Genomic DNA, 12,427 nt, shown 5'->3' with positions numbered 1-12,427 from the left:
TCCAGGATACGTTTCGTATGTTCGCCATCCTGCCCGCGTCTACTGCCGTTGACAACGTGCACACACGAACTTAGCGTCCGTATATGACACTCGACAGGCTGCGCCACTACACCGGGCTGGAGTCGCCGACCGGGGACGGCAAAGCGCTCGCCGCCCTGGCCGAGGTGCTCGAGGCCGACGCCGCCGCGGCCGGGTTCGCGACCACGCGCGAGGGTGACCACCTGCTCTGGACCCTGCCCGCCCGCGGCGTCACGGGCGGCGAGCTGCTGCTGCTCAGCCACTACGACACGGTCTGGCCGGTCGGCACGCTGGCCGGCATGCCGTTCACGGTCGAGGGTGACACCGTGCGCGGCCCGGGGGTCTACGACACCAAGGCCGGCCTCGTCGCGCTGCTCGCCGCCGCGACCCGCCTGCACGACCGAGGTCAAGACCGTCCCGAGGTACGGGTCATCGTGGTGGCGGACGAGGAGATCGGCTCACCCACCGCGGGTGACCTGGTGCGCGCCGAGGCGGCCCGGGCCACCGCCGTGCTCGGGCTGGAGCCCCCGCACCCGGGCGGCGACCTGAAGACGGGCCGCCGCGGCAGCACCCGGGCCCGCATCACGGTCACCGGCATCGAGGCCCACGCCGCCCTGGACCCCGGCGCGGGGGTGAACGCGATCGACGAGCTGGTCGACCAGCTGGTACGGGTGCGCGGGCTGGTCGAGGGGCGGCCGGTGCTGCTCAACGCGGGCACGATCACCGGGGGCGGCCGCACCAACGTGGTGGCCGGGCACGCGCACGCCGACCTGGGGCTGAGGTTCGTGTCGCTCGACGACGAGCGGGCCGTTCTGGGCGGCTTGGACGGGCTTTCCCCCGTACGGGAAAGGGCCGCTCTGGAAACGACGCTGCTCGCGCACCGGCCGACGTGGCGGGAGGACGAACCCACGACGGACCTGCTGGCCCGTATCGTCCGCGTGGCCGCCGGGATCGGCCAGCAGCTCGGCGGGCGCCCGGCCGACGGCGCCGCCGACACCAACACGACCGGCGCGATGGGCCGCCCCACCGTCGACGGCCTGGCCCCACCCGGCGGGGGAGCGCACGCCCGGCACGAATGGGTGTCCGCGCAAGGCATCGCCGACCGCACCGACCTCCTCGCGGCCCTGATGACAGGCTTGGCGGCGTGACGATCGCCCGGCTCGACCCCTCGGACCTTCTGGCCATGAGCCAGTGGTACGACCTGATGGCCACCGCGCCCGACTTTCTCGCGCCGAGCCGGCGGGACCACCTGGCCCGGTTCGAGCATCCGTGGCCCGGCACGACCGAGCAGGTGCTGCTGGCCCGCGACGGGGACCAGGTCGTCGGCGCCGCGTGCTGCTCGCTGCCCGGCAACGGCGCGGCGAGCACAGTCGGCCTGGAACTGGTCGTGCATCCGCAGTTCCGGCGGCGCGGCATCGGCTCCGGGCTGCTGGCGGAGGTCCGCGCACAGCACGCGAGCCTGATCGAGATCCAGACCGCGCACGGCGGGGCGGGCTACCAGCACCTCGTCCGCCGTGGTCACCGGCCCGGCATGACCAGCATCAGGTCCCGGTGCCGGGTGGCCGAGCGCCCGGAGCTGGACCTGACCGAGGCGTGGTCCCACGCGCGGGGATATTCGCTGGTGCAGTGGCGCGACGCTGCGCCCGGCGGGGTCGTCGAGGACGTGGCCGCGCTGCAGGGGCGGCTCATGCTCGACGCGCCCACCGGCGACCTGGCGGTGCAGCCGACGGCGTACGACGTGGCGCGGATCCGGGCCCAGGAGGCGACCGAGGCCGGCCGGGGCCACCGTTCGTTCTCGACCGCGGCCCGGCACGACGCCACCGGCCGGATCGTCGCCCGTACCAAACTGGCGTTCGAGTCGGACGACGACGCGTACGCGCGGCAGCGGATCACGATCGTCGAGCCCGCTCACCGCGGACGACGGCTCGGGCTGATCGTCAAGGCGGCCAACCACGCGTACGCACGTGACGGCGAGCCCGCCCTGCGGGTCGTCGAGGCCTGGAACGCCGAGGACAACACCCCCATGCGCGCGGTCAACGCGATGCTCGGGTTCGAGCCGGTCGACCGCTGGTCGGTGTTCCAGTTCTGACCGGCGACAGGCGGTGCGGCGCGGCCGCCGGCCGAGTGTCCGATGTGAGCGAACTCGCGCGACAGTTTGCCGACACGGAGGTGGTGCGAAGCGGTTCGGGAGCGAATTGTGTTCGGCATGACTGCCACGGCGTTCGATCGTGAGCTGGCGCGGGGCAGCGCCGAGCTGCTGCGCACCAAACGGCTGGAGTTGTCGGCGCTGGAGATCCCGGCCGGTCGCGGCTGGCATCCGCTGCGCGAGAAGGTGACCGAGCTGCTCGACGGGCATCCGCAGAGCATCGGGTCGGTCGTCACCCGGCTCGTGGCGTTGCAGGCCGTGCTGGACGAGCTGCCGCCCAGCCCGGCCAAGAACAGGGTGTCCGCGTTCAACGCGCTCTACCTCAAGATCACCCGGCGGGTGGAGCTCGCGATCCTGACCGGGGTCAACGAGCCCGATTTCCTCGAGCTGCTCGACATCGAGTTCGCCAAGCGCTATTTCGCCGCGCTCGAGGGGTGGAACAACGACGACGAGGAAACCCCCGACGTGTGGGAGGTCCTGTTCAAGCGGGCCGGCGACACGCGGATGAGCCGGCTGACCGCGGCCGTGCTCGGCGTCAACGCGCACATCAACCACGACCTGGCGCTGGCCCTGATCGGCACGTGGAACGAGACCGGTGCCCCCCTGGACGACACCGTCCACCCCGACTATCTGCTGGTCAACGAGATCTTCTACGAGGAGATCCCGCCCCTGCGCCGCGGCTTCTCCAGCAAGTGGCAGCTCGAGCTGGACGAGCTCGTCGGCCCGCTCGACGACTGGAGCCAGCGCGTGCTGGTCACCGTGACCCGGGCCCGGGCGTGGGACCAGGCCCGCGAGCTGTGGCTGCTGCGCCACGACGGCGAGGACTTCGAGCAGGCCCGCCGCACCATGGACAGGGCGGCCTCGCTGCTGGCCGAGTGGCTGATCGTCGGCGACCGGATCGTCACCGGGGCGGGCGGCGGGTGGCGCCGTTTCCGCCGGCGGTTCGCGGCCTGACAGCCGGTCAGTCCTCGATCAGCGTGGTCGTGCCGGGCGTCCAGCCGGAGACGTCGGCCAGCCGTCCCCGCCACAGCGATCCGCCGTCGCCGGAGTGCAGGCCCGGGCTGTGGACCCGCGCGTTGCGCAGGTGGATGTAGCGCGTCGGGGTCATCAGCGCCGTGTACTGCCGGTGCGTCACCTCGCCGCCCGTGTCCCGGATCTTGACCGCGTCGTGGGCCAGGTCGGACTGCTCCTTGACGTGCTCGGCCGTGCCCACGTAGAAGGCGTCCTCGTGGTCGTTGAGCTCGCTGACCTCGGCGAACCACTGCCACTGGGGGATCAGCTCGCCGCTGACGAGCAGCCCGTGCACGTTCAGGCTGAGCGGCACGCCGGGGTCGACGGGCTCGGTGAGCCGGTCCATCTGGGCCACGTACGTGCCCAGCACGGCGTCCGGCTCGGCCCAGTTGACCTGCGCCGAGCCGCCGTTGAGCATCGGATCCAGCATGTGCACGACTTTAGGTGTCAGCCTCGCGGCAACGGGGCGTTATCGCCCGTTTGTACCCTCGCGTTGATCGCGGACGCCAGGTAGCCGGCCTCGGTGACCGGGTTGATCGTCGCCCGGCCGGGGCGCAGCCCGCGCCGCACGACCAACTCCGGCCGTGCGTAACGCAGAAGGACCTCGTTGCGCCGCCCGGCGCTCGCGGAGCCCAGCGCCTCCCACGGCACGAACAAGCTCCCGAACGGCTGGCGGTCGTGCAGCCCGTCGGAACGCAGCCGTACGCCGTGCGGGCCGAGCGCGATGTACCACCAGAACGCGACCAGCACGATCCACATCACGGTGGACGGAAGGTCTCCCCACCACACGTCCCGGCCGGCGACGAGATCGCTCACCCCGTCGGAGACCAGGTTGGCCCCCAGGATCGTGAAGCCGGCCGCGCTCATCACCAGCCCCGGGTTGGCGCCGGGCTCGAGCGTCGCCGGGTGGTAGGTGAGGTGACCCGCCAGCGACCCGAACAGCAGGACGAAGAACAGCCCGAAACCCGCCAGTTGCAGCGCGGGGCTGAACTGCAGCACGATCGCCACGACGAGGGACGCCACCAGAAATCCGGCACGCCACCGGGAGATCGCCGCGAGGATCAGCACGCGCCCATAGTAGTCAGTGCCCGCGAGCCCGCCGCCCGGCTGCGGCGGTGCGTCTCGAAGGCGGGCCGGCCACACGTCCGCGACCCGAGCCGGGCCGTGGCCGGCGAGAGACACGACCAAAAGTCTCTTCCCCGTACGGGCTCCGGACGGCACGCTGATCGCCATGGGGAAGTCGGAGGTCCTCGCGCGCGTCGCGACGGATCTGGAACGGGGCCACACTCATCTCGCCCAGCAGCGCCTGGCCAGCCTGGCCGTCAACCATCCCGACGATCTGGACCTGCGGTTGCGCCGGGCCGCTGTGTATCGCCGGGTGGGGGACTGGACCCAGGCCGGTCGCTGGGGCTTCCTGGCCGAGGACGCGCCCGAGGCCGAGCTGGCGGCGTTCGAGCGGGCCTACCCCTCGCCGGTGGCCCGGCTGGGGGCGCTGCGTCTGACCAGGGAACCGCCCCGCGGGCTGGGACCGCGGGCGCTCGACCGCTATCTCGGCCTGGCGGAGCGGGCGCGGGCCGAACGCCGAGTTCCGCAGGACGACGACTCGGGCCTGCTGACCTGCTTCGTGGTCACCGGCGGGCTGCTGCTCGTGGCCCTCCTGCTCGGGGTGGGGCTGTGGACCTCGGTGGCTTTCGTGCTGGGCAAGGTGTTCTGAGCGGCTGTTGACGCTTACAGCGGGCCGGACGGCAGGAGCCGGAAGGCATCCGCGCAACCGGGGCGGTCCGTCCATGGTGCTTCGCCCGAGGCGGTCACTGGTGCGATCTCGTGAGCGGCTCCTGCGCCGGCTTGCGCGGACGGCTGCGCGACACGGCCACGCCGGCCAGGCACAACGCGCCGCCGGCGCAGGCCAGCGCGGTCGGCACCTCGTCCAGGATCAGCCACGACAGCAGGATCACCACGACCGGGACGGCGTAGGTCGTGGAGCCCATCTTGCCCGCGGTCGTGCGGGCCAGGGCGTAGGCCCACGTCGTGAAGGCCACCGCGGTGGGGAAGACACCCAGGTAGATCACGTTGAGGGTGGCCGGCAGCGGCGCGTCGGCCAGGTCGCCGAGCAGCTGCCCGGCGAAGGGCAGGCAGGCCAGCGCGCCGATCAGGCAGCCGAACGTGGTGGCCTGCAGCGCGGTCGCGTGCCGCAGGGCCGGCTTCTGAGCCACCACGCCGGAGGCGTACGTGACCGCGGCGACCAGGCACAGCAGCACGCCCAGGACGGACGCGCGGCCGCCGCCGGACATCGACAGGCCGACCACGACCGCGCCCGCGAACGAGACCGCGATGCCGGCCAGCAGGCGCGGCGGGAAGCCCTCGTGCAGCAGCCATCCGGCCAGCAGGGCCATCAGCGCCGGGCCGACGTTGACGACCATGGCCGCGGTGCCCGCGTCGACCAGTTCCTCGCCCCAGTTCAGGGCCACCATGTAGAGCCCGAACCACAGCACGCCGGACACGACGATGCCGGGCCAGGCGGCTCGCGGCGGCAGGCCCTGACGACGTACGGCCAGGAACAGCACCAGGACCACCGAGCCGGACAGCAGGCGGCCCAGGGCGAGCGAGCCCGGCGAGAAGTAGGGAGCCGCGGCCCGGATCCCGACGAAGGCCGAGGCCCAGAACACGACCGTGACGGACGCGGCGGCAACCGCGGCGCCCGGCACCCGGGGAGACGTCATAGCGACATCCCACCCCGCCGATCGTTCGGTCGCCAGCGAAAAACGGACGCGACCCTATGACTCCCCGCACCCCCGCTGACCCGGCTCGTCGTACCTCTCGTACACCGCGGCCCGCGCGCGTTCCGGGTCGAGGCGGTGCAGGACCGCGTCGGCGATGGCGGCCAGTTGCCCGACCTGCTCGGGGCTCAGGGCGTCGATGACGTTCTCCCGTACGGTCGTCACGTGGCCCGGCGCGGCCTCCTGCACCTTCTTCCAGCCCTGCTCGGTCAGCCGGGCGTTGGTGGCCCGCTTGTCCTCGGGGCAGGGGAAGCGTTCGAGCAGCCCGCGCGCCTCCAGCCGCTGCACGACGTGCGACAGGCGGGCCAGCGTCGCTGTCGTGTGGTCGGCCAGGGCCGTCATCCGCAGCGTGCGCCCGGGCGCCTCGCTCAGGATGGCCAGCACGAAGTAGTCGAAGTGGGTGAGCTGGGAGTCTCGCCGCAGCTGCGAGTCCAGGGCGGCCGGCAGAAGTTCGAGCACGGCGGCCAGGCGCACCCAGGCCGCCTTCTGCTGGTTGTCGAGCCATCGCGTGTCCACGGTCACAAGTGTCTCACGACTTTAGTTGTTGCTACAACCTCCGATCCGTGCAAAGGTTGTCGCAACAACCAATTGGCTTCGGAGGACATCATGGCAAACATCAGCATCCTCGGCACCGGCAACATGGGTCAGGCCATCGGCGGTCTCGTCGCCAAGGGCGGGAACACCGTCCAGCAGCTCAACACCTCCGGCGCCGACCAGCCCGTCACCGGCGACATCGTCATCCTCGCGGTGCCGCACGCCGCCCTGGCCGACATCGTCGCCACCCGCGGCGCCCAGCTCGCGGGCAAGGTCGTCGTCGACATCACCAACCCGGTCGACTTCGCCACCTTCGACGACCTGACCGTCCCGGCCGACGGATCCGCCGCCGCCGAACTGGCCCGGGCGCTGCCGCAGTCCCAGGTCGTCAAGGCCTTCAACACCAACTTCGCCGGCACCCTGGCCACCGGCTCGGTCGGCGCGGAGACCACCGCCGTGCTGATCGCGGGCGACGACGCCGGCGCCAAGGCGGCCCTGTCCGAGGTCGTCACCGCGGCCGGTCTGCGCGCCGTCGACGCCGGGTCGCTCAAGCGGGCCCGCGAGCTCGAATCGCTGGCCTTCCTGCAGATGACGCTGGCCGCCGGCGAGAAGCTGTCCTGGAACGGTGGCTTCGCGGCCGTCGCCTGACGCCATCGGGCGCCGGCCCAGCGGCCGGCGCCCGGCGCTGGTCAGCCCGTGTGATGCGACTCCTGCAGGCGGTAGACGGGAGTGGGCAGGCCCTCGTAGCGGGCCTTGAGCTGCAGGGCCAGGTAGAGCGAGTAGTGCCGCGACTGATGCAGGTTGCCGCCGTGGAACCACAGGTTCTCCTGCTGGGTGGGCTTCCACATGTTGCGCTGCTCGCCCTCCCACGGGCCGGGGTCCTTGGGGGTGTCCGAGCCCAGGCCCCACACCTTGCCCACCTTGGCCGCGGTCGGGGCGTCGACGAGGTCGGCCACCCAGCCGTTCATCGAGCCGTACCCGGTCGCGTAGACCACCAGGTCGGCGGGCAACTCGGTGCCGTCCTCGAGCACCACGGCGTCCTCGGTGAGCCGGTCGACCTGCCCGTGCGCGAGCTTGACCCGGCCGTCGGCGACCAGGTCGGCCGCGCCCACGTCGATGTAGTAGCCGGAGCCGCGTCGCAGATACTTCATGAACAGCCCCGACCCGTCGGCGCCCCAGTCGTGCCGGAAGCCGGCCTTCTCCAGACGCGCGTAGAAATCGGCGTCGCGTTCGGCCATCCGCTCGTACAGGGGAATCTGGAACTCGTGCATGATCCGATACGGGATCGACGCGAAGATCATGTCGGCCTTGTCGGTGGTGACCCCGCTCGCGACGGCCCGCTCGGAGTAGAGGTCGCCCAGCCCGATGTCCATCAGCGAGGCCGACTTCACGATGTGCGTCGACGAGCGCTGCACCATGGTCACATCCGCGCCGTGCTCCCACAGGGCGCCGCAGATGTCGAAAGCCGAGTTGTTCGACCCGACGACGACAACCTTCTTGCCCCCGTACGCCTCCGGGCCCGGATGTCCGCTCGAGTGCTGCTGCTCGCCGCGGAACACGTCCTGCCCCGCAAAGGTGGGCCAGTTCGGCTTGCCCGACATACCGGTCGCGAACACGACATGCGCCGGGGTCAGCTCGACCGTGCCGGCCGCGCGCTCCACGACGACGCTCCACCGGCCGTCCTCGAACCGCGCCGACCGTACGGTGGAAGAAGTCCAGTAGGGCACCTCCATCACGCGCGTGTACATCTCCAGCCAGTCGCCGATCTTGTCCTTGGGTGAGAACACCGGCCAGTTCGCGGGGAACGGCAGGTAGGGCAGGTGGTCGTACCAGACGGGGTCGTGCAGGCACAGACTCTTGTACCGGCCCCGCCACTGGTCGCCGGGCCGCGCGTTCTTGTCGATCACCAGCGCCGGCACGCCGAGCTGCCGCAGCCGGGCCCCGAGCGCGATGCCGCCCTGACCGCCGCCGATCACCACCACGTACGGCTGTTCGGTGAGCCCCAGAGTGGCGGCCTCCTCGTCACGCTTCTCCTTCCACGACTTGCGCCCCCGGGCCAGTGAGTGCTCGACGCCCTGAGGCCGCCGCTCGCCCTGGTTCTCCTCGAAGCCCTTGAGTTCGCGCAGCGTCGTGAGCAGCGTCCACGCGCCCTCCGACGTGAGCCGCAGATGCCCGGCGCCGCGCCCGGTGGCCGTCTCGAACCGGAACCACGCGTCGATCACGTCGCCCGCTTCGGTCGGCTCCTCGGTCAGCTCGAAACCGGACGGGCCGGTCGTCTCCAACGTGCTGGTCAGCAGGTCGGCGACGCCGTCGCGGCCCTCGACCGTGGTGATGTTCCAGGTGAAGGCGACCAGGTCGCGCCAGAAACAGGCGGGGGCGAACAGCGCGGCCGCGGCCGGCACGTCCCGGGCCCGCAGCGCCGCCTCGAAGGACGCGAGCCAGTCGTCCACGCGCTGCCGGAGGGAGAGCTCGGTTGTCTGCGTCATGCCTCCCACGAGACCGCGGCGACTCCGGTCCGCAACAGGGTTGCAACACATTGCACAGGCGGGCCATGCTCAGTCGTGGGCGATTTCCGCGCGGTGCGGCCCGGCACCGACCTGACGCGGCACGCCCGTGAGCTGCGCCGGGTGCACGACGCGGTGCTCGCCGGCGACCGGCCCCCGCACCGCCCGCGCGCGCTGGTCGAGCGTTCGTGGTCACGTGTCCTGGGGCTCGGCCTCGACCCGGCCCGGGCCAACGCGCGCGACCCCGTGCCGTTCGACGAGGTCGAGCGGCTGCGCCGGGAATCCCCGCTGGCCCTGGTGGCCGACGACCTGCTGCGGCTGGCCGACGGGTTCCTGCTGGTCATCACGGGCGCCGACGGCGTGATCCTGTGGCGGGCCGGGCCGTCCGGGCTGCTGCGCCGGGCCGACGGACTCGGGTTCGCCGAGGGCGCCGACTGGACGGAGGCGGCCGTCGGCACCAACGCCATCGGCACGGCCCTGGTCGAGGCGGCGCCCGTGCAGCTGTTCTCGGCCGAACACTTCGAGCAGGCTCAGCACGCCTGGTACTGCACGGCCCACCCGGTGCACGACCCGCGTACGGGTGACCTGCTGGGCATCGTCGACGTCAGCGGCCCCGCGCTCACCCTGCACCCGGCGATCGAGGCGCTGGTCGAGACCGGCGTACGGCTGGCCGAGGCGCAGCTGTGGCGCCACCACGCGGACCGGCTGGACCGGCTGCGGCGCTCGGCCGCGCACGTGGTGGCCACCGTGCACGGCCCGCTGCTGATCGTGGACGAACAGGGCTGGGTGGCCGCGGCCAGCGGGGTGGCGGCCCGCGACCGGATCGGCGCGCCCCGCGAGGGTGCGGCCCTCGGCGTGCCGGGAATGGGTCTCTGCCTGCCCGAACGGCTGCCCGAAGGCTGGCTGGTGCGCCCGGCCGGCCCGCAGGCGACGATCCGGGCCGTGCTCGACCTGCGCGCGGCCCCCGTGCTGGAGGTGCGCGCGGAGGCCGAGCCGTGGCGCACCCCGCTGACCCGCCGCCACGCCGAGATCCTGAGCCTGCTCGACGCGTGCGGACCGGCCGGGCTGACGGCCGCGCAACTGAGCCGCTTCCTGTACGGCGACGCCGAGCACGTGGTCACCGTCCGGGCCGAGGTGTCCCGCCTGCGGCGGGCGATCGGCGCCCTGGTCGCCACGAACCCCTATCGCCTCGCGACCGGCGTGGTGCTCTCGACCGTACGGGATTAGGGCTGCGCCCGCCGTTTCCCGATGGCTGATCGGCCCGTCAGCCCGTCAGTGCCTTGATCTCGACGGGGATGCCGTTGAGGACGCTGTTGCCGGACAGGGGATCGACTGTGGTCTCGTCGGTCAGGATGTTCGAGTTCACGCCGGGGTGGTCGGCCGCCACCGCCATCCGGGTGCCGGGCACGCCGTGGCCCCAGCCGTGGGGGAGGCTGACCACGCCCGGCATCACCGTGTCGGTCACCTCGACCCGCGCCGCCAGCCCGCCGGCCCGCGAGGTGACCTGGGCGTCGTCGCCGTCGCGCAGATCGAGCCGGTCGGCGTCGGCCGGGTGGATCTGCAGCGTGCACCGGTCGCGTCCCTTCACGAGGGCGGGCACGTTGTGCATCCAGCTGTTGTTGGAGCGCAGGTGGCGCCGGCCGATCAGCACCAGGCCGTCGCGCGGGCGGTCGAGCGCGGCCCGCAGCCGGTCGGTCTCGGCGGTCAGCCCGTCGAAGGCCAGCTCGATCCGGCCGCTCGGGGTGCGCAGCACTTCAGGGATCCGCGGCTGCAGCGGGCCCAGGTCCACGCCGTGCGGGTTCGCCAGCAGACGATCCAGGGACATTCCCTCGTACGCTCCGGCGCGCAGCGCGACGTCCAGCAGGCGTTCGGCGGGTGAGGATCCGGACGCCTCGCTCAGCCCGGCCCGGTCGAGGGCCTGGGCCAGCATCAGCTCGTGCACCTCGGTGACCGTGCCGGGCCGGCCGGACGCGATCAGCGCGAGGTGGGCCAGGATGTCGCATTCGTCGGGCGAGCCCGGCTCCGCGGCGACGACCGGCGGCGAGTACGCGGCGAAGTTGCGCACCGCCAGCGCCAGGAAGGAGAAGTCGTAATGCCCTTTCCGCAGCGCGTCCGGCGGTGGCAGCACGACGTCGGCGTGCCGGGTGGTCTCGTTGAGATACGGGTCCACGCTCACCATGAACGACAGCCCGGCCAGGGCCCGGTCCAGCCGCCCGCTGTTCGGCGTGGACAGCACGGGGTTGCCGGCCACGGTGATGAACGCGCGTACCTGCTCGGCGCCCGGCGTCTCGATCTCGTCGGCCAGCGTCGCCACCGGCAGTTCGCCCTTGACCTCGGGCAGGCCGCGCACCCGGCTGCGCCACCGCCCGACGCGGAACCCCTTGCCGGTGCCGCGGCCCTTCGACAGGTGCGCCGCGAGCGGGAACATCACGCCCCCGGCCCGGTCCAGGTGGCCGGTCAGCACGTTGATCACGTCGACCAGCCACGACGTCAGCGTGCCGAACTCGACCGTGCACGTGCCGATCCGGCCGTAGACGGCGGCGCGCTCGGCGGCCGCCAGCTCGTGGGCCAGCGACCGGATGCGTTCCGCGGGCACACCGCAGGCCGTGCTGACCCGGTCGGGGGCGAAACCGGCGGCCAGTTCGGCGACGGCGTCCACCCCGGTCACGTACGGCTCCAGGTGGCCCAGCGCGACCAGGCCGTCGGCGAACAGCGTGTGGACGATGCCGAACAGCAGGTACGCGTCGGTGCCGGGCCGGATGAACAGGTGCTCGTCGGCGTGCGCGGCCGTGCGGGTGCGGCGCGGGTCGACCACGACGAACCGGCCGCCGCGCTGCTGGATCGCCTTGAGCCGGCCCGGGAAGTCGGCCGCCGTGGCCAGGCTGCCGTTGGACTCCCACGGGTTGGCGCCCAGCATGAGCAGCAGGTCCGTACGGTCCAGATCGGGCACGGGAATCGTCAGCGGGCTGCCGAACAGGTAGCCGCTCGACACGTGCTTGGGCATCTGGTCGACGGTGCTGGCCGAGAACACGTTGCGGGTGCCCAGCGCCTTGACCAGCGGGGTGACGTAGAGGCCGCCCGCCATCGTGTGCACGTTGGGGTTGCCCAGGTAGAGCGCGACCGCGTGCGGCCCGTACGTGTCGAGGATCGGCCGCAGCCCGCGCGCGACCTCGGCGAACGCCTCGTCCCACTCCACCTCGACGTGCTGGCCGCCGCGCTTGACCAGGGGCCGCCGCAGCCGGTCGGGGTCGTCGTTGGCCTGCCCGAAGGTGGCGCCCTTGGGGCAGACGAAGCCGTGGCTGAACACGTGCTCGCGGTCGCCGCGGGCGGCAGTGACCCGGTCGCGGTCGAGCGTCAGCTCGAGACCGCACGCGGCTTCGCAGAACGGGCAGGTCCGGTACGCGGTGCGCGAGTCGGCCACGATGCCACCCACTTCC

Annotated in this window: 12 protein-coding genes; 6 read left to right on the top strand and 6 right to left on the bottom strand. The window is 72.5% G+C overall.

Going from position 1 to position 12,427, the window contains the following annotated elements:
• Positions 1–83: 83 nt before the first annotated feature.
• The 3 genes from BKA14_RS10935 to BKA14_RS10925 all read left to right on the top strand — a co-directional run bounded on the left by BKA14_RS10935 (position 84) and on the right by BKA14_RS10925 (position 3,118).
• Complete coding sequence (locus BKA14_RS10935; protein ID WP_184950821.1) at positions 84–1,166, top strand: M20/M25/M40 family metallo-hydrolase; 1,083 nt, start codon at positions 84–86, stop codon at positions 1,164–1,166.
• Complete coding sequence (locus BKA14_RS10930; RefSeq protein ID WP_184950820.1) at positions 1,163–2,107, top strand: GNAT family N-acetyltransferase; 945 nt, start codon at positions 1,163–1,165, stop codon at positions 2,105–2,107. Before BKA14_RS10935 ends, BKA14_RS10930 begins: the two co-directional genes overlap by 4 nt.
• 117 nt (positions 2,108–2,224) lie before the next feature.
• Positions 2,225–3,118 (top strand): DUF5995 family protein, encoded by an 894-nt coding sequence (locus BKA14_RS10925; protein ID WP_184950819.1) that lies wholly within the window; start codon positions 2,225–2,227, stop codon positions 3,116–3,118.
• A gap of 7 nt (positions 3,119–3,125) precedes the next feature.
• Here the strand turns inward: BKA14_RS10925 and BKA14_RS10920 are convergent, their stop codons facing one another.
• Together BKA14_RS10920 and BKA14_RS10915 are read right to left on the bottom strand one after the other, a co-directional pair.
• Positions 3,126–3,605: a GvpU-like protein gene (locus BKA14_RS10920; RefSeq protein WP_184950818.1), complete on the bottom strand. Its 480-nt coding sequence runs from the start codon at positions 3,603–3,605 to the stop codon at positions 3,126–3,128.
• A gap of 17 nt (positions 3,606–3,622) precedes the next feature.
• Entirely contained in the window at positions 3,623–4,243 is a 621-nt protein-coding gene (locus BKA14_RS10915) for a hypothetical protein (protein WP_184950817.1), read from the bottom strand.
• 163 nt (positions 4,244–4,406) lie between these two features.
• On the opposite strand from BKA14_RS10915, the gene BKA14_RS10910 reads away from it, so the two are divergent.
• Entirely contained in the window at positions 4,407–4,889 is a 483-nt protein-coding gene (locus tag BKA14_RS10910) for a DUF6584 family protein (protein WP_184950816.1), read from the top strand.
• A 94-nt stretch (positions 4,890–4,983) separates the two neighbouring features.
• Here the strand turns inward: BKA14_RS10910 and BKA14_RS10905 are convergent, their stop codons facing one another.
• Both BKA14_RS10905 and BKA14_RS10900 read right to left on the bottom strand, forming a co-directional pair.
• Positions 4,984–5,895, bottom strand: coding sequence for a DMT family transporter (locus tag BKA14_RS10905; RefSeq protein ID WP_184950815.1), 912 nt, complete (start codon positions 5,893–5,895; stop codon positions 4,984–4,986).
• 54 nt (positions 5,896–5,949) lie between these two features.
• Positions 5,950–6,468 (bottom strand): MarR family winged helix-turn-helix transcriptional regulator, encoded by a 519-nt coding sequence (locus tag BKA14_RS10900; protein ID WP_184950814.1) that lies wholly within the window; start codon positions 6,466–6,468, stop codon positions 5,950–5,952.
• A gap of 90 nt (positions 6,469–6,558) precedes the next feature.
• On the opposite strand from BKA14_RS10900, the gene BKA14_RS10895 reads away from it, so the two are divergent.
• Positions 6,559–7,134: an NADPH-dependent F420 reductase gene (locus tag BKA14_RS10895; RefSeq protein ID WP_184950813.1), complete on the top strand. Its 576-nt coding sequence runs from the start codon at positions 6,559–6,561 to the stop codon at positions 7,132–7,134.
• A 41-nt stretch (positions 7,135–7,175) separates the two neighbouring features.
• Here BKA14_RS10895 and BKA14_RS10890 read toward each other — a convergent pair whose 3' ends face one another.
• A complete protein-coding gene (locus tag BKA14_RS10890) occupies positions 7,176–8,972 on the bottom strand; it encodes a flavin-containing monooxygenase (RefSeq protein ID WP_184950812.1) in 1,797 nt (598 codons plus the stop codon).
• A gap of 75 nt (positions 8,973–9,047) precedes the next feature.
• Between BKA14_RS10890 and BKA14_RS10885 the strand changes: the two genes are divergently transcribed.
• Entirely contained in the window at positions 9,048–10,217 is a 1,170-nt protein-coding gene (locus BKA14_RS10885; protein ID WP_184950811.1) for a GAF domain-containing protein, read from the top strand.
• 37 nt (positions 10,218–10,254) lie between these two features.
• On the opposite strand, the gene BKA14_RS10880 is transcribed toward BKA14_RS10885, so the two are convergent.
• Positions 10,255–12,411 (bottom strand): molybdopterin-dependent oxidoreductase, encoded by a 2,157-nt coding sequence (locus BKA14_RS10880; RefSeq protein WP_184950810.1) that lies wholly within the window; start codon positions 12,409–12,411, stop codon positions 10,255–10,257.
• Between the last annotated feature and the right edge of the window lie 16 nt (positions 12,412–12,427).

Source organism: Paractinoplanes abujensis (assembly GCF_014204895.1).
GTDB lineage: Bacteria > Actinomycetota > Actinomycetes > Mycobacteriales > Micromonosporaceae > Actinoplanes > Actinoplanes abujensis.
Note: the sequence above shows the minus strand (reverse complement) of the source record. Positions and strands in the feature narration are given on the sequence as shown.

Bases quoted from the DNA above. Each gene is read 5' to 3' on its own strand.
- BKA14_RS10905 (WP_184950815.1), bottom strand. From the start codon at position 5,895: ATGACGTCTCCCCGGGTGCCGGGCGCCGCGGTTGCCGCCGCGTCCGTC.
- BKA14_RS10895 (WP_184950813.1), top strand. From the start codon at position 6,559: ATGGCAAACATCAGCATCCTCGGCACCGGCAACATGGGTCAGGCCATC.
- BKA14_RS10910 (WP_184950816.1), top strand. From the start codon at position 4,407: ATGGGGAAGTCGGAGGTCCTCGCGCGCGTCGCGACGGATCTGGAACGG.
- BKA14_RS10890 (WP_184950812.1), bottom strand. From the start codon at position 8,972: ATGACGCAGACAACCGAGCTCTCCCTCCGGCAGCGCGTGGACGACTGG.
- BKA14_RS10920 (WP_184950818.1), bottom strand. From the start codon at position 3,605: ATGCTGGATCCGATGCTCAACGGCGGCTCGGCGCAGGTCAACTGGGCC.
- BKA14_RS10935 (WP_184950821.1), top strand. From the start codon at position 84: ATGACACTCGACAGGCTGCGCCACTACACCGGGCTGGAGTCGCCGACC.
- BKA14_RS10925 (WP_184950819.1), top strand. From the start codon at position 2,225: ATGACTGCCACGGCGTTCGATCGTGAGCTGGCGCGGGGCAGCGCCGAG.